General features: G+C 34.1%; 19 protein-coding genes. 8 read left to right on the top strand and 11 right to left on the bottom strand.

Annotated elements, in window-relative coordinates:
* The 3 genes from ABY285_RS03880 to ABY285_RS03870 all read right to left on the bottom strand — a co-directional run.
* Nucleotides 1-873, bottom strand: an 873-nt coding sequence (locus ABY285_RS03880) for an ABC transporter permease (RefSeq protein WP_372767206.1), incomplete at its 3' end; no start/stop codon positions are given.
* Between the two features lie 3 nt (nt 874-876).
* Nucleotides 877-2085, bottom strand: coding sequence for an ABC transporter permease (locus ABY285_RS03875; protein ID WP_372767204.1), 1209 nt, complete (start codon nt 2083-2085; stop codon nt 877-879).
* 13 nt (nt 2086-2098) lie between these two features.
* Nucleotides 2099-2857 carry an outer membrane lipoprotein-sorting protein gene (locus tag ABY285_RS03870; RefSeq protein ID WP_372767202.1) on the bottom strand — a complete coding sequence of 253 codons (759 nt, stop codon included), beginning with the start codon at nt 2855-2857 and terminating at the stop codon, nt 2099-2101.
* 298 nt (nt 2858-3155) lie between these two features.
* Here ABY285_RS03870 and rluF point away from each other — a divergent pair, with 298 nt between their 5' ends.
* The 6 genes from rluF to ABY285_RS03840 all read left to right on the top strand — a co-directional run bounded on the left by rluF (nt 3156) and on the right by ABY285_RS03840 (nt 9665).
* On the top strand, nt 3156-3926 hold the full coding sequence (rluF, locus tag ABY285_RS03865) for a 23S rRNA pseudouridine(2604) synthase RluF (RefSeq protein WP_372767200.1): 771 nt from the start codon (nt 3156-3158) through the stop codon (nt 3924-3926).
* A gap of 18 nt (nt 3927-3944) precedes the next feature.
* Nucleotides 3945-5075 carry a tRNA guanosine(34) transglycosylase Tgt gene (gene tgt, locus ABY285_RS03860; RefSeq protein ID WP_372767198.1) on the top strand — a complete coding sequence of 377 codons (1131 nt, stop codon included), beginning with the start codon at nt 3945-3947 and terminating at the stop codon, nt 5073-5075.
* Nucleotides 5076-5137: 62 nt separating this feature from the next.
* Nucleotides 5138-6226 carry an LptF/LptG family permease gene (locus tag ABY285_RS03855; protein ID WP_372767196.1) on the top strand — a complete coding sequence of 363 codons (1089 nt, stop codon included), beginning with the start codon at nt 5138-5140 and terminating at the stop codon, nt 6224-6226.
* Nucleotides 6213-7097, top strand: coding sequence for a DMT family transporter (locus ABY285_RS03850; RefSeq protein ID WP_372767194.1), 885 nt, complete (start codon nt 6213-6215; stop codon nt 7095-7097). Before ABY285_RS03855 ends, ABY285_RS03850 begins: the two co-directional genes overlap by 14 nt.
* Nucleotides 7098-7149: 52 nt before the next feature.
* Nucleotides 7150-8103: an acetyl-CoA carboxylase carboxyltransferase subunit alpha gene (locus tag ABY285_RS03845; protein ID WP_372767192.1), complete on the top strand. Its 954-nt coding sequence runs from the start codon at nt 7150-7152 to the stop codon at nt 8101-8103.
* Between the two features lie 53 nt (nt 8104-8156).
* Nucleotides 8157-9665: an NAD(P)H-hydrate dehydratase gene (locus ABY285_RS03840; protein ID WP_372767190.1), complete on the top strand. Its 1509-nt coding sequence runs from the start codon at nt 8157-8159 to the stop codon at nt 9663-9665.
* A 50-nt stretch (nt 9666-9715) separates the two neighbouring features.
* On the opposite strand, the gene ABY285_RS03835 is transcribed toward ABY285_RS03840, so the two are convergent.
* Genes ABY285_RS03835 through porV form a run of 4 tightly spaced genes read right to left on the bottom strand, consistent with a single transcriptional unit; the run spans nt 9716 to nt 12871 of the window.
* The gene (locus ABY285_RS03835) at nt 9716-10780 is read right to left on the bottom strand and encodes a 3-oxoacyl-ACP synthase III family protein (RefSeq protein WP_372767212.1); all 1065 of its coding nucleotides are present in this window, start codon (nt 10778-10780) and stop codon (nt 9716-9718) included.
* 41 nt (nt 10781-10821) lie between these two features.
* Nucleotides 10822-11208 (bottom strand): group III truncated hemoglobin, encoded by a 387-nt coding sequence (locus tag ABY285_RS03830; protein WP_372767188.1) that lies wholly within the window; start codon nt 11206-11208, stop codon nt 10822-10824.
* A 9-nt stretch (nt 11209-11217) separates the two neighbouring features.
* Nucleotides 11218-11700, bottom strand: a complete 483-nt coding sequence (gene cdd / locus ABY285_RS03825; RefSeq protein ID WP_372767186.1) for a cytidine deaminase — start codon at nt 11698-11700, stop codon at nt 11218-11220.
* Between the two features lie 37 nt (nt 11701-11737).
* Nucleotides 11738-12871 carry a type IX secretion system outer membrane channel protein PorV gene (porV, locus tag ABY285_RS03820; protein WP_372767184.1) on the bottom strand — a complete coding sequence of 378 codons (1134 nt, stop codon included), beginning with the start codon at nt 12869-12871 and terminating at the stop codon, nt 11738-11740.
* An 815-nt stretch (nt 12872-13686) separates the two neighbouring features.
* Between porV and gldJ the strand changes: the two genes are divergently transcribed.
* Together gldJ and murF are read left to right on the top strand one after the other, a co-directional pair.
* Entirely contained in the window at nt 13687-15393 is a 1707-nt protein-coding gene (gene gldJ / locus ABY285_RS03815) for a gliding motility lipoprotein GldJ (RefSeq protein WP_372767182.1), read from the top strand.
* 63 nt (nt 15394-15456) lie between these two features.
* The gene (gene murF, locus ABY285_RS03810; protein ID WP_372767180.1) at nt 15457-16716 is read left to right on the top strand and encodes a UDP-N-acetylmuramoyl-tripeptide--D-alanyl-D-alanine ligase; all 1260 of its coding nucleotides are present in this window, start codon (nt 15457-15459) and stop codon (nt 16714-16716) included.
* On the opposite strand, the gene ABY285_RS03805 is transcribed toward murF, so the two are convergent.
* The 4 genes from ABY285_RS03805 to ABY285_RS03790 all read right to left on the bottom strand — a co-directional run bounded on the left by ABY285_RS03805 (nt 16702) and on the right by ABY285_RS03790 (nt 21703).
* Nucleotides 16702-17562 (bottom strand): BadF/BadG/BcrA/BcrD ATPase family protein, encoded by an 861-nt coding sequence (locus tag ABY285_RS03805; RefSeq protein WP_372767178.1) that lies wholly within the window; start codon nt 17560-17562, stop codon nt 16702-16704. The genes murF and ABY285_RS03805 overlap by 15 nt on opposite strands.
* Nucleotides 17563-17588: 26 nt before the next feature.
* A complete protein-coding gene (gene gap, locus ABY285_RS03800; RefSeq protein WP_372767176.1) occupies nt 17589-18593 on the bottom strand; it encodes a type I glyceraldehyde-3-phosphate dehydrogenase in 1005 nt (334 codons plus the stop codon).
* Between the two features lie 30 nt (nt 18594-18623).
* The gene (gene pfkA, locus ABY285_RS03795; RefSeq protein ID WP_372767174.1) at nt 18624-19610 is read right to left on the bottom strand and encodes a 6-phosphofructokinase; all 987 of its coding nucleotides are present in this window, start codon (nt 19608-19610) and stop codon (nt 18624-18626) included.
* Between the two features lie 215 nt (nt 19611-19825).
* Nucleotides 19826-21703, bottom strand: a complete 1878-nt coding sequence (locus ABY285_RS03790) for an alpha-amylase family glycosyl hydrolase (protein WP_372767172.1) — start codon at nt 21701-21703, stop codon at nt 19826-19828.
* Nucleotides 21704-21707: the final 4 nt, after the last annotated feature.

Raw genomic sequence — 21707 nt, 5'->3', positions numbered from 1 at the left:
TTCTAAAACCGACATTAACATGGTGTTTACGATTCCAAAAGTTAATGCGAGTAAAATAATTCCGGTAATAATGTAGGTGTACATATTGAAGGATTCTATTACCATTCCAAGCTCAGGTGAAAGCTCTTTCCAATCTTCAACTTTCCCTTTGGAAACGAAACTGGCACTGTATGCTTTTACTGAGTCCAGTTGCGCTTCATTTTTTAACAATATGGCTATTTCATTGCTTTCTGTAGCTTCTAACCCCAACAGTTTTCCTAATTGGTTTTTCTGGACATACACATTTACTTCATCTAAAGAAATATTTTTAGACCTGTAAAGACTCCCTACCCTAAAAGCTGCTGAAACTATCTCATTTTCAACATCTGTAAAAGTTAATACCACTTTACTTTTGACTTTAATTTTTAGTTTTTTTGCCAGTTTCTCTCCAATTAAAATCTCATTATCTTTACCAGATTCAAAATAAGTTCCTTGCCTAACATTTTCATTCAAGCCTATTTGAGTTTCTTCTGATAAAGGTGTTATTCCATAAATTTTTACACCACTTGCAGTAGTTGGTGAAGTAATCATACCTGTTGTGATAACACGTGAACTTACAGAAGCTACATTTTCATTGGATTGCAGTTTGTGAATAATTTCGTCGGTATTTGAAATAGTGTATTTTGATTCGTTCTCAACTTTAAACGAAGGATGATGGATTTGAATATGAGACAGTTGTTTGAAGATGGTATCATCAATATTATTTTTGTACAATCCCCATGAAAATGCAAGCATAAAAACCCCGGCCCATAAACCAATAATTATGGAGCAGATCACAACAAAACTTCTGGTTTTATTGCGCCAAATATTTCGCCATGCAATTTGTAACAACATATATTATTTATTTATAGCTTCTATAGGTTTTAAATTCATCACCTTAAAACAAGGATAAAATGCAAGTATGATAGATAATGTTAAAACAATTAATGTTTGAGCAATAAAAATTTTCTCATCACTCGAAAAATAGATGATAGGTTCTATTCCATAATTCTCATAAATCTCTTGAAGTTCACCACTAAAATGAACCGGATATTTAGTAAACCATTGCACCAAAAGGATGCCAGCTACTACTCCTGCCAAACAACCAATTAAGGAAATCATTAAAGATTCCAATAGTAGAATTACTGCCAGATATCTTTTTTTCATACCTATGGCTATTAAAATTCCAAATTCTCGTGAACGCTCAAAAGTCATCATTAACAACGTACCAAATAATCCGAAAGAAATAATAAAATAAAGTACTCCAATAATAATGTAATGTCCTGTGCTGTCAGCTGTAATAAATTGATCCATTTCCGGCATCATTTCTTTCCAACTCATTACCTCATATTTATCAGTATCCAGTTGTTTTTGTAAGGAAGATTTAAGCTTGTCAATACTCGTGGATTTATTTAACATGATGGAAATGGCTGTTAATCTATTTTCTGCACCGTGCATAAATTGAGCTTGTTGAATTGGCATATACACAATGTTATTATTCAACTGCGGCGACCCTAATTTTATGATTCCTTTTACCCAATATTTTCCTGCGGCACTGCTTGCATGATATCCTTGTCCCAATAGCACCAAAGTATCATTGACTTTTAATTTTAGCTGAGTAGCCAAACCTTCACCAATTACAACAGCATTGTCATTCAATGTTTCAATATAATTTCCTTGTACTACTTTTTCGTGCAAATTGTTAACCTCTTTTTCCTTTTCAGGATCAATTCCTAAAATTAAAACGCCTTTCGTTTTATCAGCATAAGAAGCCAACGCAAAGGTTTCTAAACGAGGCATAATATGTTCAATAGCCTGATTATTCAGTAAACTTTGAGACAGTTGTTTGTCCTCGGCAAAAGTATTGTCTATAGACTGTTCATCCCAATACCCTTTTTGATGAATTTGTAAATAGCCCGATGAATAACTTACCACATTATATATCATGTTTTCATAAATACCATTGGTCATAGAACGGGTGGCAACAGCTAACAAAACAGCAAAAAATACCGATGCCGTTGTTATTATAGTGCGTCGTTTATTACGCCATATGTTTAGCCATGCCAATTTTAAAAACATCTTATTTTAATTGTTTCATATTTCTGGTTGTGAAAAAATTATCGTCTATTTCTTCATCAAAAACAATATTATTATAAATAATCCAGGTACTATTCCCTTCTTTATCAACAGGAATCATTTCTATTTTTGAAGTAATTTTTCTACCGCCCATTTCTTTCACGGCTCCGGAATTCATAATATTCACCAACTCGCCATCTTCATCGTAGAATTCGGCTTTTAACTGTAAAAAATCTTTTATATCAATCCAAACAATTACTTTTTCCCAAACAATGGCTGCTGAAGGTTTTGGAATCATTTCTATTTTGTAACACTCTTTTCCTGTAATGGTTTCTTTGCCTAAATGTTTATGTGTATAATCTACCACAGAAGAAGCTTCTTTTACCAAATCATCATTGGTAAAATCGGTTCCCATCCAACTTTGTGACATCATTGAAGGTGGCAATTTTATATTCCGTTCAATGGAAGGAATCCAGTTCCATACTTCTTTAACTCGTTTTAAAAAAACGGTTCCTTTTTCCTTTGGTGGTGATTTAACTAAAATCATAGAATAATCATCTCCCTTGGACCAAGCTTTCATATTCATTTCTCTACTCCAGGTGGGTCTAATAATTTTAATAGTGATGTTTGCTTGTGAGGTTTTACCACGCATATTATCATCAGCTTTCTCAACAATGTCTTTAGCTGTAAGATCTTGTTGCGGTCGCTTTACAATATCCGGATTCAGAAAAAAAAATATCATTACATATGCAAAGGCAATCATTGTTTTCATCCTTTTAAATTAAATTGGTTAATTAATGGATAGAATTCATAATATTAATCATTTACCGCTTCCAAAATTTTGTTATGTTGATTTGGCTCCATTAAAGTTAACTGAACTAATAATGAAGAAATATGACCACGGTCATATCCTTATATGATGACCATCCATCATACTAACAAAATCTTTGCAATATCATTAAATGGTAAAGTAGTCCAAGACTTTCAGAAATGGCATTTTACAATCAAATTATTTCTATTTTGGAATTAAGTTTATTTAGTAGCTTTGCATTTTGAAATAAATGGCAGTGGAAAAAACAAACGAAAACTCGGTTAATTTAAACAAATACATCAGCAGCACTGGAATTTGTTCGCGCCGGGAAGCAGAAAAATGGATTACGGAAGGTGCTGTGACCATTAACGACAAACCTACACAACTTGGAAATCGGGTGTTTGAAGGCGATGTTGTGAAAATTAATGGAAAGCCATTAAATGCAAAACCCAAAACTTTATACATTGCTTTTAACAAACCTGTTGGCATTGTATGCACAACCGATTTAAAAGAACGTAAAAACATTGTTGATTTCATCAACCATACGCAACGGCTTTTTCCTATTGGCAGATTAGACAAACCCTCACAAGGATTGATCTTTTTAACCAACGACGGCGATATTGTAAATAAAATTTTAAGAGCAGGGAACAATCATGAAAAAGAATATATCGTATCTGTCAGGCAACCAATTACTTCAGAATTTATTCAAAAAATGGGTGGCGGGCTTCCTATTTTGGGAACAATAACAAAAAAGTGCGAGGTAACTAAATTAAGTGATTACTCATTTAAAATTGTTTTAACCCAAGGCTTAAACCGCCAGATTAGAAGAATGTGTGATTATTTAAATTATGAAGTGACCAGCCTAAAGCGAACCCGAATTATGAATGTTAATTTAGATGGATTAAAAGTTGGTGAATGGCGGGAATTAACGGAAAAAGAAATGCTTCAAATAAATAAAATGATTGCAGATTCCTCCAAAACAGAAGAAGCTTCAATAGATGCTCAAAAAAATAAATTCTAATCAGTATCTTTGCCCACTATGCAATTTAAATTAAAAACAACAGACCCTCAAAGCAAGGCAAGAGCTGGAGTAATTACCACTGATCACGGAGAAATTGAAACGCCTATTTTTATGCCCGTTGGAACCGTTGGTTCCGTAAAAGGCGTACACCAAAGCGAACTAAAAGACGAAATAAATCCAGATATTATATTAGGAAACACCTACCATTTATATTTACGTCCGCAAACAACTATTTTAGAGCAAGCCGGCGGTTTGCATAAATTTATGAATTGGGATCGGAATATTTTAACCGATAGCGGTGGTTATCAAGTGTATTCTCTTTCGGAAAATCGAAAAATTAAGGAAGAAGGCGTGAAATTTAAAAGCCATATTGATGGTTCTTATCACACTTTTACGCCTGAAAACGTCATGGAAATTCAACGCACTATCGGTGCCGATATTATTATGGCATTTGATGAATGTACACCTTATCCTTGCGATTACAATTATGCAAAACGGTCCATGCATATGACGCATCGTTGGCTAAATCGTTGTGTCACACATTTAGAAAAAACACCTTTAAAGTACGGCTACAGTCAGGCATTTTTCCCTATTGTACAAGGAAGCACTTATAAAGATTTAAGAAAACAATCTGCTGAATTCATTGCGTCCGTTGGTGCGGAAGGAAATGCAATTGGTGGACTTTCAGTTGGAGAACCTGCGGAAGAAATGTATGAAATGACTGAAATTGTGACTGCAATTTTGCCCGAAGACAAGCCTCGTTATTTAATGGGCGTTGGTACTCCAGCCAACATTCTGGAGAATATAGCCCTGGGAATTGATATGTTCGATTGCGTCATGCCAACCAGAAACGCCCGTAACGGCATGTTATTTACAGCCAATGGCACCATAAACATTAAAAATAAAAAATGGGAAAATGATTTTTCTCCAATTGATGACATGGACATCACTTTTGTTGACAAAATGTATTCAAAAGCGTATTTGCGCCATTTATTTATTTCCAAAGAATTGCTGGGAAAACAAATAGCTTCCATTCACAATTTAGGATTTTATCTGTGGTTGGTTCGTGAAGCAAGAAAGCATATATTAGCAGGTGATTTTACGCCTTGGAAAAACAACATGGTGAAACAAATGGATAACAGAATGTAAACAATTGATAATTAATAGAAAAAGCACAACGATATAACAAAGTACTTGATACTAAGATTAATTTGAGAATACTCGACAAATACATATTAAAAAAATATTTAAGCTCTTTTCTATTGGTATTAACTTTGTTAATTCCTATTGCCATTGCTATTGACGTCTCCGAAAAAGTAGATAAATTTTTAAGACATGCAGATTTATCATTAGGTACAATTCTTAAAGACTATTACTTAAATTTTATTATCATTTACGGCAATACTTTTATGCCTTTGGCATTATTTATAGCTGTCATATTTTTCACTTCAAAACTTGCCGAAAATACAGAAATTATTGCAATCCATTCTGCTAAAATATCATTTACAAGGTTTTTAAAACCCTATTTTATCGGCGCTACCATTATTACTGTAATTGCGCTAATTATGAATCATTTTGTGGTGCCAAACAGCAATAAAACATTTGAAGAATTTAACAGAACCTATTTGACAAAAAAAAAATTAAATGACAGCTATTTACAAAATATCAATTTACAATTAGGGCCAAATGATTATGTTTTTTTGAAAAGCTATTCAGTTGACACTAAAGTGGGTTATAATTTTTCTTATGAAAAGTTTGAAGGCACAAAACTAAAATATAAACTGTTTGCAGATAATGTTCGTTGGGTTGAAAAAGACAGTACTTTTAAATTAACCAACTATAAAAAAAGATTCCTTTTAAACGATAGAGATATTATTGAATCAGGTTCAAAATTAGATACGGCATTTAGTTTTACTGCCCAAGATTTAATTTATGTTGATTATATGGCCAAAGAAATGAATTCCATAAAATTAAATGAATTTATCAATACCTCTAAAGAAAGAGGTGTCAGTAATTTAAATGTATATTTGGTTGAGCTTCATAAACGGACCAGTTTACCGGTTTCTTCTTATATATTAACGTTTTTGGCAGTTTCACTAGCCTCAAAAAAACGCAGAGGCGGCATGGGCGTAAATTTAGCTATTGGAATTTCCCTCATGTTTGTATATGTATTTTTATTAAAAATTGCTGAAGTTTTGGGTGCAGGAGCCGATACAAATTCATTGTTTGTGGTTTGGCTGCCTAATATTGCATTTGGATCCTTAGCAGTATATTTATACCTTCGAAATGCCAAAAACTGAGCTAAAAGATTACCTTCATCTCCATCTTTTGGTGTTTATATGGGGATTTACCGCCATTTTAGGAGCTTTAATTAGTATTGACGCCATTCCTTTAGTCTGGTACAGAATGCTCTTCGCTGTAATTTTTGTATTTATCTATTTTGTAATTAAGAAAAAACCTTTAAAAATAGGTCCAAAAGCCTTATTAAAATTCTTTCTTGGCGGTGTTATTATCGCCGTTCATTGGATCTTTTTTTTCTCTGCAATAAAAGTCGCCAATGTATCGGTTGCGCTAATTGCCATGAGTACTGGAGCTTTATTTACTTCATTTATTGAACCCTTATTTTTTAGAAGAAGAATTAATTTCTTGGAATTGTTGTTCGGTTTAGTTGTCATTTCCGGCTTATATTTAATTTTAGACGTTGAAGGAAACTATACTTTAGGAATTATTTATGCTTTGCTCGCATCATTCTTATCTGCATTGTTTACCGTCCTTAACGGTTTATATGTAAGAAAATACACTGCGGAAGTAATTTCCTTTTACCAATTGTTTTTTGGTGTTGCATTTATAACACTCTATATTTTAGCAACAACAGGTTTTTCCTTTGAACAGTTTGCCTTAAATTCTTCCGATTTTATTTATTTATTAATATTAAGCAGTATTTGCACGGCATATGCTTTTATTGTCTCAGTAAAAATAATGGAGAACTTAACCCCCTATACCGTAATACTTACTTTAAATTTAGAACCTGTTTACGGAATCATTTTAGCAGTAATTATATTTGGAGAAAAAGAAAAAATGAGCACACAGTTTTATGTTGGGGCAACCGTCATTTTATTGATTGTAGTCATCAACGGAATATTAAAAAATAAAAAAAAGACTATAATTTAACTTTCTAAAATTGATTAGTTGTTATATTTGTAGTTCATCCAAACTTTAAAATATGGAATATTTAGATTTTGAATTGCCAATTAAAGAATTAGAGGAACAGTTTGATAAATGCGTTTTAATTGGTAAAGAAAGTGATGTTGATATGACCGAAAGTTGTAATAACATTGAAAAAAAATTGCTTAAAACTAAAAACGAAATATATAAAAACCTTACTTCCTGGCAAAGGGTACAACTTTCACGTCATCCCAGCAGGCCTTATACCTTAGATCATATCACTGCACTTTCCGGAAACACTTTTATGGAATTGCATGGCGACCGAACATTTAAGGATGATAAAGCTATGATTGGCGGATTGGGAAAAATTGGAGATCAATCATTCATGTTTATTGGCCAACAAAAAGGATATAACACCAAAACACGCCAATACAGAAATTTTGGAATGTCAAATCCAGAAGGCTATAGAAAAGCATTGCGTTTAATGAAAATGGCTGAAAAATTCAGTCTTCCGGTAGTTACTTTTTTGGACACGCCAGGAGCTTATCCGGGATTGGAAGCGGAAGAGCGCGGACAAGGGGAAGCCATTGCCCGAAATATTTTTGAAATGACCCGTTTAAAAACCCCAATTATTACAGTTGTAATTGGTGAAGGTGCTTCAGGAGGCGCCTTGGGAATTGGTGTTGGAGACCGCGTTTATATGATGGAAAACACGTGGTACAGCGTTATCTCTCCAGAGTCTTGCTCCTCTATACTATGGAGAAGCTGGGAACACAAAGAAAAAGCCGCAGATGCTTTAAAATTGACTGCGGAAGACATGAAAAAGCAAAAATTGATAGACGGAATCATTAAAGAACCTCTTGGCGGTGCCCATTTTGACAGAGAAATAGCATTTAAAGAAGTTCAAAAAACAATCCTGAAAGCATATGGTGAACTAAAAAAATTATCTGCTGAAGAACTCGTAAAAAAACGAATGGAAAAATACGCCAATATGGGTGTTTTCAAAGGATAATATTTATAGACAACCTCTCCATTACGAGAGGTTTTTTTTATTAATTTTATGCTATGTATGTACTTTCGTCAAAACAAATACAAAAAGCGGATAAAGCGACCATTAAAAATGTCGGAATAACTTCCGTTGATTTAATGGAAAATGCAGCTACAAGTTGTTTTCAATGGTTGCACAACAGGCTTCAGAGAGATAACATTCAAATCCATGTATTTTGTGGTATCGGCAATAATGGTGGTGACGGATTGGTTATTGCCAGATATTTACACCTGCACAACTATCGGGTAAATTGCTATATTGTTAATTTCAGCGATAAAAGAACAGAAGAATTTTTAGTAAATTACCAAAGGCTAAAAGAAATTAGGCAAATGCCAATCGACCTGAAAAGCGAAAAAGACTTTCCTGAAATTAATGCCAGTGACATGGTAGTTGATGCAATTTTTGGAATTGGACTAACCCGAAATCCCGAAGGATTTACCAAAAAATTAATACAATACCTTAACAAAAAAAAGGTCTTTACAGTAGCCATAGATATTCCTTCAGGATTGTTTTGTGACAAATCAGTTACAGATGCGAATGCTGTTTTAAAGGCGAGTCATATACTTACATTTCAATCGACAAAAACGGCTTTTTTGTTACCGGAAAATAATGATTTCGTAAATACATGGGAAGTTCTTGATATTGGTTTAGACCAAAATTATATCCGAAGTTTAAAACCAAAAACTCACTTTATTACTAAAACTGAAATTATTGGTTTATACAAACCGCGTAATAAATGGGATCATAAAGGCACTAATGGCCATTCGCTTATCATTGGTGGAAGTTTTGGTAAAATGGGCGCAGTTACTTTGGCTTCAAAAGCAGCCTTAAAAATTGGAAGCGGATTGGTTTCTGCTTATATTCCTAAATGTGGTTATTCAATTTTACAAATTTCAGTTCCCGAAGTCATGGTTGAAGTAGATACAGATTCGGTTTTGTCCTATTTTAATTTTAAAACCAATCCAACAGTTATTGGCATTGGTCCGGGAATGGGAACTGCAGAAAAAACTGCCCAAGGTTTTGAAAATTTCATTAAAGAGAATAAACTCCCATTGGTTATTGATGCCGATGGACTAAACCTGCTTTCTAAAAACCAATTATTGCTTAACTTTTTACCAAAAAATACGGTTTTAACGCCACATCCAAAAGAACTGGAACGATTAATCGGTACTTGGGAAAATGATTATGAAAAACTAAAAAAAACAGGGGAATTTACCAAAAAATACTCGATAATCATGGTAATAAAAGGTCCATATACTGTTATAATCCAAAATGATTATATGTATTTTAATTCAACAGGAAATCCGGCACTAGCTACCGGCGGAAGTGGTGACGTGTTGACAGGTATTATTACCGGACTTATTGCCCAAGGCTATGACCCCCTAAATGCCGCAATTTTTGGCGTTTATCTTCATGGAAAAACGGCCGATATCGCTTTACCCAAAACTGGTTACGAAACATTTACCGCATCCACTATTTTTGAATATTTAGCGGATGCTATTTTAGAGGTTTCCAACAATATTTAGGCATAAAAAAAGCCCGTAAAACGGGCTCTCTAATACTTTATTTATTGGTTTTAATATTTATAAACCATCGCATTAATATTCATTCCCGCACCTACAGAAGCCATTAACACAATATCACCTTTGTTAAGGTTGTGCGGTTTAAGATTTCCATGTTTTACCAAATCGAACAACGTGATTACCGTAGCTACAGAACTATTTCCTAAAGTATGAATACTCATTGGCATTACCTCATCAGGAATTTGCGTGTTGTACAACTTGTAAAATCTTTTGATTATAGCTTCATCCATTTTTTCATTTGCCTGGTGAATCATGATCTTTTTAACGTCTAAAATATCTATACCACTTTTATCCAGCGCAGCTTTCATTGCCATCGGAACAAAGTTCAACCCAAATTCATAAATTTTTCTTCCATACATTTTTATATACCTAATATGCTCATCATCAGATTTATCGAAAGATTTTCCAAAGAACAAATAATAGCATTCCTCAAAAGTATGGGTTTGTGCGGCGAAACTTAAAATACCGATTTTAGAATCGCTTTCTACCGCTTCTACAATACAAGCTCCTGCCCCATCTGAATAAATCATGGAATCACGGTCATGCTCATCTAAAACTCTTGAAAGTGTTTCTGTCCCAATTACCAAACATTTTTTGGCAATTCCGGATTTTATAAATGCTTCTGCCTGAATCATACCTTGAATCCAACCCGGACATCCAAAAAGTATGTCGTAGGCTACACAGTTCGGATTTTTAATTCCCAATCTGTGCTTCACCCTTGAAGCCAAACTTGGTAATATATCACTTTGAACGGCGGTGCTTTTTACGTCTCCAAAATTGTGTGCCAAAATAATATAATCTAATTCTTCCTGATCAATTTTAGCATCTTCAATCGCTTTTTCGGCTGCGAAAAAACCCAAATCAGACGAATTTAATTCAGGACTTGCATAACGTCTTTCCTCAATACCGGTAATCGACTTAAATTTTTCAATGACTATCGCATTTTCATAGCCAAAAGGTGTGCCGTCTTCATTTAAAAATTGATTGGTTAAAAAATCTGAATTTCTTTTAACCAATGTAGGAATATAGCTTCCTGTTCCTGTAATTACTGAATTTATTGCCATTATCTTTGTTTAAAATGTAAATATAACAAGTTTTTTTATTGCTTACCCAATTCCGCAATTTTAATTTGCATTACTGTTGCGATAGAGAGTGCTCGCGATTTCGCTGCATGGGCAATCTCACCAGTAAAATATGTATCAACTGTATTGTTGAAATGCAAAAGCCACTGCTTAAAATGTTCTGCTTTAAAAGGTTTTTTTGGCTGTAGATCCAAATGGGGTTTCATGGCATTTTTTTGATAAGTTCCTGAATAAAACAAGATATTATCCCAAAAATCGACCAATATTTGTAAATGTTTCTCTAACAATTCTGAATTGGTAAACTCTTCAAAAAAATGATGCATAACCTCATCATTTAATAGTTTTACATAAAAATCTTTTACAAGCAAGTAAATATCCTCTCGATTTTCAATATCCTTTTTCATTAAAATTTTTTATAAAAAAGTTTTATCGAAAGCTATCGGAAGCAAATCTAACACAGATTCGGTTTTAATAATTTCACCTTCCTCACCCATAAAATAAACTTCAATTTTAGCTTTTTGCTTGATTTCGTATTCCGATAAGGTTTGCCGGCAAGCACCACAAGGCGCAACAGCTTCTTTAAGAATTTGGGTTGAAGAACTTGCTGAAATAGCCAACTTCAATATTTTTTTATGGGGAAATTCAGAGGAAACTTTCCAAATGGCTACGCGCTCAGCGCACATTCCTGATGGATATGCTGCGTTTTCCTGATTGTTTCCAGTTATGATGGTCCCGTCTTCCAAAAGCATGGCTGCGCCAACTTTAAACTTAGAATAGGGTGCGTATGCATTTTGTTTGGCTTCAATGGCTTTATTCATTAAACCTTTTACTATTGTTGGCAGTTCTTCAATGGAATCAAAAATAGTAATTTGGGTTTTTAGTTCAACTTTCTTCATTAAAAATTTTAGTTACAAGACATATTAATTCTTTTGTTTAGTATGAATTTCCAAAGTCAAATGACAAGGAGAATCTAAGCGTATTTTCTAAAGGATTCTTAATGTCTGAAGCATTAAATAAGTAGGAAATATCCATTTTGGAACTTTTAAATTTAAATCCTGTACCTACCGTTAAATATTTTCTCGCTCCTTTTAAATCACTTTCATTAAAATAACCGGCTCTTAAAGCAAAAGAATTATCATACATATATTCCGCTCCCAAACCCCAGGTAACTTCCTTAAGTTCTTCACTAAATCCTCCTGGCGCATCACCAAACGATTTAAAAATACCGTTAAAGAAATTCACATCTTCCTGTCTATATGGTGGTTCTCCGTTATCTGCAACAGAAACACTTGGCGTTGGAACAAGTAATTTATTAAACTCCAAATTTAAAGTCACTGTATTAGCCCTATCCATAATAAACTCAAATCCACCTCCAACTTTAAAATTTGTTGGGATAAAATTCTCCTGACCGTCATTGGAATAAGAAACCTTCGGTCCAATATTTGAAACGTTGAAACCACCTCTCCAAACTCCATTGATATTTCCATAACTTTGTTCATCAGATTCATAATATCCTGAAATATCAACCGCAAAAGTATTCACAGGATTTATGGTTGAATTTGCGGATTCAATTCCTAAATCGGAACGAATATATCGCAAGGTCACCCCCATTGAGTATGTTTCGTTTAATTTCAAAGCATAAGAACCATCAAAAGAAAACTCATTCAATTTTTCAGTTCCTTGAGGTGTTCCATTGATATCAGTTAAATCAATCTGGCCTAAATTAAAGTATTTTAAGCTTGCTGCCCAAGCGCTTCTGTCATCTATTTTATTTGCAAATGAAAATCCGCCTAAAAACACGTCGTTCGTAAGTTCCCTTAACCACGGCGTATAGACAATGCCCACCATAAATTGCGAATCCATAAAAGCAAATTTTGAAGCATTCCAATGCTGTGAATATGCATCCGGTGCAGTTGCTACGCCAACATCTCCCATGCCGCCGGCCCGAGCATCTGGAGCTATCAATAAAAATGGAGTGGCTGTTGTTATTGGATTCGGATTTTCTTGTGCATTCATTTTTACAAATGTCATAAAAATCATTAGCGCTAATCCTATTATCTTTCTCATTAATTTTGTATGATTAATTAACAAATATCTTATTTTATTATTGAAGTTTCCTAATTTTTCTAATTTTTCTGCTTGCTTGCAAAAATCAGGTTCCTTTACCTTTAATTTACAACTATATATCTTTTTTCCTTATTCAGAAAAAAATCATCCGTTCTATTCCAAACCAACAGTCTGAATTAATTTTCTTCAAATTGAATGGTTTTATTATCTGTTTTCGCTATTTTTCTATATCCATTTTTTATTCGATAATCGCGACAAAGTGTCAATTCATTATTCACCGTGAAAATTCATCACTTTTTGAAAGAAAAAATAAGTGGTTTCTTTTACAAAAAACGCTATTTTCATCATATTATTGTAGATGTTCTATTCTTTTGAAATAGTTCATACTGAGATTATATTTCATGAAAAATATTTTTTAGCTAAAGTTCAATTTCATTCAAATTTTAAATTATATAAGCGTCAGTAATTTAAATACTTAAATCAATTTTAAGCATCCCAATTTCAGCTAGATACGTTTTAATTATGTGAATTTCATGGCGGTTTGATGCTACATTTTCAATTCAATTTTAAAAAAATATATCCATTTCTAAAGAATGTTGTAATTTTGGTTGAAAGAAATATAAAAATAATTGCTGTTTATGAGGTGCTTCATTAAAAAAATACCGTTATCATTGAAATATATTACAACATTGTACATACTAAAGGTTGAAAATTTTCGTTAGTAAAAGCGTAGCAAATATTTATTAAAATTATTTCTTGCAAAAAAATTAAATTAATGTAAATTGCGGAAAAAATATAACCCTAACCAATTTGAAATGAACTTAAAAAATCTAAATAACATTACTAAGTTAATCATATTAACTATTACTGTTGTTTTCTTTGTGAGTTGCCATAATAGAAATCCAAGAAATCCCGTATCACTTACCGGTTGGAGTTCAAAAGACAAGAATGCTGGTGGTTTTGCGGGGGATACAAAATATAAAGGTCAGGAAGCTCCTCCGGGAATGGTTTTGATAGAAGGTGGTACATTTACCATGGGCCATGTGCAGGATGATGTCATGTTCGACTGGAATACCACACCTGTTCAACAACAGGTGCGTTCATTTTATATGGATGAAACTGAAGTAACCAACTCAGAATATCTATTTTATTTAGATTGGATGGAAAAAGTTTTTCCTCCAAATGACCCCAACTATGAACATATGTATGAATCGGCTATTCCTGACACATTAGTTTGGAGGGACGTTCTGGGATTGAATGAATTATTGACTGAAAACTATTTAAGGCACCCTGGCTATGCCGACTATCCTGTGATTGGTGTTAGTTGGATTCAAGCCACTCAATATTGCAAGTGGAGAACCGATAGGGTTAATGAAAAAATATTGATGGATAAAGGAGTGTTAAAACCACTTTTTGCATTGGATTCTTTAGAAGTAAAAGGACAAAATAACTTTAATACAGATACATATTTAAACAATCCTTACAGCCTTTTTGACGGTGATTCAACTATCTACAAAAAAGGGTTGCCAGATAATAAACAACGTAAAAAAGGTGAAGCTAAACCTTCTAGAGGAGCATTTACAGGAAGACAAGTTAAAATTTCTGACGGAATACTAAGTTCAAAATTCAGACTTCCAACAGAAGCCGAATGGGAATTTGCCGCAAAAGCTGTTGTTGAAGATCGTGAGTACAACAATACCCGTGGAAGAAAAAAATACGCATGGAAAGGAAAATATACCCGAAATAAATCGAAAAGATATACAGGAGACCAACTTGCCAACTTTAAGCAAGGAAAAGGAGATTACAGCGGTGTTCCCGGATGGAGTAATGATGGCGCAGATATCACCATTGCTGTAAAGTCATATGAACCTAATGCGTTCGGCTTATATGACATGTCAGGTAATGTTGCTGAATGGGTCGCTGATGTTTACCGTCCTATTATTGATAATGAAGCAAATGATTTCAACTATTTCAGGGGAAATATTTTTACAAAAAAAATGATTGATGCCGAAGGAAATGTTGTTATTGCAGATAATCAGAATGTGAAGTACGACACCTTAGACAATGGAAAAATAGTGCCTAATTTTTTGCCTGGAAGCGTTAAATATACCCCAGTTACTAAGCGTGACGCATATATGAGAAATAATTATGAAAAGGCTTATAATGTAGATATTAAAGATGGTGATTTGGCTTCAACAAAATTATACGGTAAAAATGAAGAAGATCTGGAAACCAAACCGCGAATGTACAACTCGCCTGTTAAACCTAGAGTTATTGGAGAAAGCGGCTTTTTAATGCAAGAATATGACGTTAAAAAAAGAACAACTTTAGTTAGCGATATAACACGCGTTTACAAAGGAGGTTCATGGAAAGATATGGAATATTGGTTAGACCCTTCCCAACGAAGGTATTTGCCGGAATATATGGCCACCAACTATATTGGTTTCAGATGTGCTTCCGACAGAATTGGTCCAATGACCTATAAAAGAAGAAAACCGACAACCACAAAAATCAGATATTAATACTATTTTTAAAATAAACCAAACCTCACCGAAATTTCAGTGAGGTTTTTTTATATTTAATTGATGAATATTGAACAATTATACGAGTTATATACCAAAACTTATTTAGCAGATACTGATACCCGAAAAATAAGAAAAGGCAGCATGTATTTTGCCCTAAAAGGAGATAATTTCAATGGAAACGAATTTGCAGCCGATGCCCTAAAAAACGGTGCAAGTTATGCGGTTATTGATGAAGCAGAATACCATAAGCTTCCTAATACGGTTTTAGTCAGTAATGTTTTAGAAACACTTCAAAAGTTAGCAAATTTTCACAGAAAGCAACTTGCCATACCAATTATTGCATTAACAGGGAGCAACGGAAAAACCACGACCAAAGAACTTATTAATGCTGTGCTGTCAAAAGAATATGAAACTACCGCAACCACGGGCAATTTAAACAATCATATTGGTATGCCGCTTACGTTGTTATCCATGACACCAAAAACAAAAATTGGCATTGTTGAAATGGGCGCAAACCATTTAAAGGAAATTGAATTTTTATGCAGTATCGCTGAACCGAATTATGGCTTAATCACCAATTTTGGAAAAGCACATTTAGAAGGATTTGGAGGTTTAGAAGGTGTCATTAAAGCCAAGTCGGAGTTGTATGATTTTTTGAGATTGACCAACGGTACTGTTTTTATAAATACAGATGATGTGCTGCAAGTAAACCAATCATCAGGAATAAATGCCATTGAATTTAACAGTCGTGACATTAAATTTGTTGAAGCCAGTCCGTTTGTAAAAGTTCAATTCAAAAACTCTATTATTGAAAGTAACCTCATCGGAAAATACAATTACAACAATATTGCGGTTGCTGTTGCTGTTGGAAATTATTTTAAAATTCCTGAAACCTACATTAAAAAAGCCATTGAAAACTATATTCCTGTAAATAACCGGTCACAAATCATTCAAAAAGGAACCAATAAAATAATTTTAGATGCCTACAATGCAAATCCAAGCAGTATGCAGGCAGCGCTCGAAAATTTTGCTCAACTGAAGGACACCAATAAAATTGCATTTTTAGGAGATATGTTTGAATTGGGAAAAGACAGTAATTTGGAACATCAAAAAATAGCTGATTTGGTGACTTCCTATAACTTTTCAAAAGTTTATTTAATAGGAAAAGCATTTTCTACAACCAATGTAAAAAATGCTTTTGTTTCTGAAAGTTTTGAATCCTTCAAAAATTCAACTAATTATTCAAATATTAACAATGCCACAATTCTTATAAAAGGATCTCGTGGTATGGCTTTAGAAAGACTTTTAGATCTTCTCTGATTTTATTAATTCTCTGTGATATTTTATTAAACCGTCAATAGGGCGTCTTACAACATTTCCTATTTCTACCATGTAATATCTTGCTACATCATTTATAATATCTTGGGAAAAGAAGGCAATTGAACCTACAAAATGAACGGGAACATGAGCTGATTCTGTATATGGCAATATTCTATTGATAAAAAATTCTTTAATTCCCTTTTGTAAAACCTTATTAAAATAAGGCGTACGTTCATTTTTGAAAATGAATTCCGCAAATTGTGCCAAATAGGCATTTGGATTATCTTCTTTGTAAATATTTCTTTTTATGGTATCTGCCTCTAAATCAAACTGCGCTTCAAAAAGTTTTGCAATTGCCTTTGGCATTTTATGGTAATAGTAATCTTTTAATAATTTTTTGCCAAAATAATTGCCGCTGGCTTCATCCATCAAAATATATCCTAATGAAGGAATTCTGACATCAACATTTTTTCCATCAAAATAACAGCTGTTTGATCCGGTCCCAAGTATACATACAATTCCAGGATTTGTTGTTACGGCATAAACTGCCGCATAGGTATCTTCTTTAACAACAATTTTAGCATTCAAAAAAAATGATTCAAATATAGATTTCAAAAGCGATGTCATTCTCTCTGTTCCGCATCCTGCACCATAAAAATAAACCTCGGTTACTTTGTCTTTATAACTTGTTATTTCCTGATTGGCCTGAATCCTGTTTTTTAGTAAATCGGCAGACAATATCTCCGGATTTAATCCTTCGGTTCTTGTTTTAAATAACTGATTTCCATCTTTATCCAGTAAAATCCAGTCGGCCTTTGTAGAACCTCCATCTGCTATTAGAATCATTTTTTATTTTTTTGAACTATTATTTCTTATTTAACTGAATGAATGTATTCAGCCAAATCAACTAATTTTGTTGAGTAACCAAATTCATTGTCATACCAAGCAACTAATTTAAAGAAATTATCGTTTAAAGCAATACTCGCTTCAGCATCAAAAACACTTGTTCTAGGTTCAGACACAAAATCTTGTGAAACCACAGCTTCATCAGTATACCCTAAAATGCCTTTTAATTCATTTTCAGAAGCATATTTTAAAGCAGCTTTCACTTCTTCCATAGTCGCCGATTTTTCAGTTCTAACCGTTAAATCCACAACAGAAACATCGGCAGTTGGTATTCTAAAAGACATTCCTGTAAGTTTTCCGTTCAATTCAGGGATTACTTTTCCTACAGCTTTAGCTGCACCTGTAGATGAAGGGATGATATTGATTAAGGCACTTCTGCCGCCTCTCCAGTCTTTTTTTGATGGACCGTCAACCGTTAATTGAGTTGCAGTTGTTGCGTGTATGGTGGTCATTAACCCTTCAATAATTCCAAATTTATCTTGAATAACTTTAGCTAAAGGCGCCAAACAGTTAGTTGTACAAGATGCATTTGAAACAATGGTATTCGCAGCGGTAATTTTCTTATGGTTTACACCCATCACAAACATTGGTACATCAGCAGATGGTGCTGATATGGCCACTTTTTTAGCTCCGGCGGTAATGTGTTTTTGAGCACCTTCTAAACTGGTAAAAATACCTGTACAATCTAAAACAATTTCGGCCCCAACTTCGCCCCATTTCAAATCTTCAGGATTGCGTTCGGCAGTAATTCTAATTTCTTTTCCATTAACTACTAAATTTCCGTTTTTCACTTCAACATCACCATCAAATTTCCCATGAACTGAATCATATTTTAATAGATATGCCAAATGTTCCACATCTAACAAATCATTAATTCCCACAACTTCTACATTTGGTCTGGCCACTGCTACTCTAAAAGCAATTCTTCCTATTCTTCCAAACCCATTAATTCCTATTTTAATTGTTGACATAATCTATTGTTTTAATTTATTATTCAATTTTTATACTGAAGTTATTTCAGCAACTTTAAGTAATTCTTTATTAATATCGTTATTCATTTTTATGGCCTTTTTTAAATCAACTTTCGACACTTGATTATTTGTAATACCTACCATAATACCAGTCGACTTATCCAGTAAAGCTTCCACTGCTGCTACACCCAATCTGCTCGCCAATACCCTATCATAACAACTTGGCGAACCTCCGCGCTGCATATGACCTAAAACCGACACTCTGATGTCGTAATAAGGAAAGTTTTCATTTATGTAATCTGCCAATTCAAAGACGCTTTTACCAATTTTATCTCCTTCAGAAACAACTACAATACTGCTTGTCTTACCATTTTCCTTGCTTTTTTTAAGAGATTCTAACAACCTTTCCAATCCTAAATCCTTTTCAGGAATCAAAATTTCTTCCGCTCCTGATCCAATTCCAGAATTTAAAGCAATAAATCCTGCATCACGCCCCATCACTTCAATAAAAAACAATCTGTTGTGAGAACTTGCAGTATCGCGTATTTTATCAATCGCTTCCACAACGGTATTTAGTGCCGTATCGTAACCTATTGTGTTGTCCGTTCCGTAAATATCATTGTCAATAGTGCCAGGAATTCCGACAATTGGAAAATTAAATTCTTCAATAAATTTAATACCTCCCGTAAAAGTACCGTCACCTCCAATAAGCACCAATGCACCAATACCGGCTTCTTTTAAACTTTCATATGCTTTGGCTCTTCCCTCTACCGTTCTAAATTCATTGGAACGTGCAGATTTTAAAATTGTGCCTCCTTTATTGATGATATTACTTACATGACGTGCGGAAAGAATTTCAAAATCTCCTTCAATCAAACCCTGATAACCTCTATAAACGCCAACACATTCCACCCTGTAATAAGTACAGGCTCTAACAACAGCTCTAATTGCAGCATTCATTCCTGGAGAATCTCCTCCCGAGGTTAAAACAGCTATCTTTTTTATTGGTTCATTCATGGGTGAAAAATATATTACAAAGTTACTTTTAAATGCATTTTCCGCCTACAAAACTGCTCAATATTCACTAAAACGATTTCGTTGCATAAAATAAGATAAGGAGTTTAAAATAAACTCCTTATCTTATTTTGATTGTATGTTTGATATTTTGGGTTAAATCTGATATTGATTTTAAAATTTGGCTAAAAACAGTTTAATTATAAAAAAAAATGACCCTAATTTTCTTGAACTTTAAAAATATAAGATGCCAAAGGTTCCAGTTTAATTTTTAGGGTGCCTTCCCCTTTGCTAATTGTTAAATCTGTTTTTTGCAAGCCGTATAATTGGTCCAATAAATTATATTTTCCTGATTTTAAATTCCACTCCTTTACAATTTCACCTGGCAATTTCAATTCCAAATCAAAGCTTTGTTTAGCCTCAAAATTGGAAATAACAATCAATTTTTCGTCATTTGACCATCGCACAAAAGAAAATAGGCGCGGATTATAATTTGGTGATTGACTGCGATTGTAGCTATGAATTTCCTTATAATCCCCCATTAAAGCATGGCTTTTGACAGTGAAATTGAGCAATCGTTTGTAAAAATCACGAAGTTCTTTTTGCTCCTTAGTTAATTGCCCGCCATCAAATTTCCCGTTATTCATCCATTTTTGATGATTTGGCACACCTACATAATCAAAAATTGAGGTGCGGGTTGGCATTCCGAAACCTGCATTTTCATTTCCAGGCTCCCCAACTTCCTGACCGAAATAAACCATTGTTGGTGAAGTGCTGATTGTTGCCGAAACCACCATTGCCGGTTTTCCCAATGCTGCAGCACCCGCAAAACCTGTGCTTGCAATTCGTTGCTCATCGTGATTCTCCAAAAAATGCAGCATATTGTGCTCAATATCGGCCAAATCATTCTGAATTTTAGGCAGATTATCCGTTAATCCGCGACCTTGAACAATATTTTTAATGGTATCATACAAAGCAACTTTATCATACAAATAATCCATTTTTCCCTGATGGATATAATCCCTATACATCGCCGGATTGTACACTTCAGCCAAAATAAAAGCTTCCGGATTTTTCATTTTAATGGCCGAATTCATATAGCTCCAAAATTCTACCGGCACCATTTCTGCCATATCATAACGGAATCCGTCAACGCCTTTGTCAACCCAATACAAGGCGATATCCCTAAATTTCTTCCAAGAGTCGGGAACGTCTTTGCCTTCCCAAAAAGCAAAATGCGCTTTGGAATCTTTGGTGGCAAAATCCGTTGGCAATTCTTCAAAATCTTTGCTGCCGTCCGGTTTGATTCCATAGTTTATTTTTACGGTTTCATACCAGTCATTTGCGTCCGGCTGCACCAAGCGAGATCCGTTTCCTGTCCATTTTGCTGGCTTTTCATCAAATTTGCCATCAGAAAGCGGATTGATTTCACCACCCAATGGTTTGTAATTGTTTTGCCATTTCGGCACCATAAAATCCTGTCCCGGAATATAATAGAAATTATTATTTCTGTCATATTCCACATTTTTATTGTCGTTTGCGCCAAAATCGCTCACGCCTTTCGGATTGGTCAATCCTTGGTAACCGCGCGCAATATGATTGGGAACAATATCAATCAACACTTTCAATCCGATACGATGCGAACGATCTATCAATGCCTCAAATTCCTCCAAACGCTTTGCCGGATCCGCAGCCAAATCAGGGTCAACATTGTAATAATCCTTAATGGCGTAAGGCGAACCTGCCCTTCCTTTTACCACATCCGGATCATCGTTGGAAATGCCATATTTGGTGTAATCTGTAATTGTGGCGTGGTGCAAAACACCGGTATACCAAATGTGCGTTACGCCCAAATCTTTTATTTCCTGAAGCGCTTTATCCGTAAAATCGTTGAATTTCCCTACGCCATTCTCCTCAATAGTTCCCCAAGGTTTATTGGTGGTATTTGTATTGCCAAATAGCCTTGTGAACACCTGATAAATCACTTTTTTATGATCCTTTTCCTTCACCACCGATTCCTGAACGGTATTTTTCGGATTGCAATTGATAAAAACTGCCAATACCGCTAATAACAGAATGTAATAAACTTTTTTCATCTTC

The organism is Lutibacter sp., assembly GCF_041555395.1.
Classification (GTDB): Bacteria; Bacteroidota; Bacteroidia; order Flavobacteriales; family Flavobacteriaceae; genus Lutibacter.
This window is presented reverse-complemented; position numbering and strand designations above follow the sequence as displayed.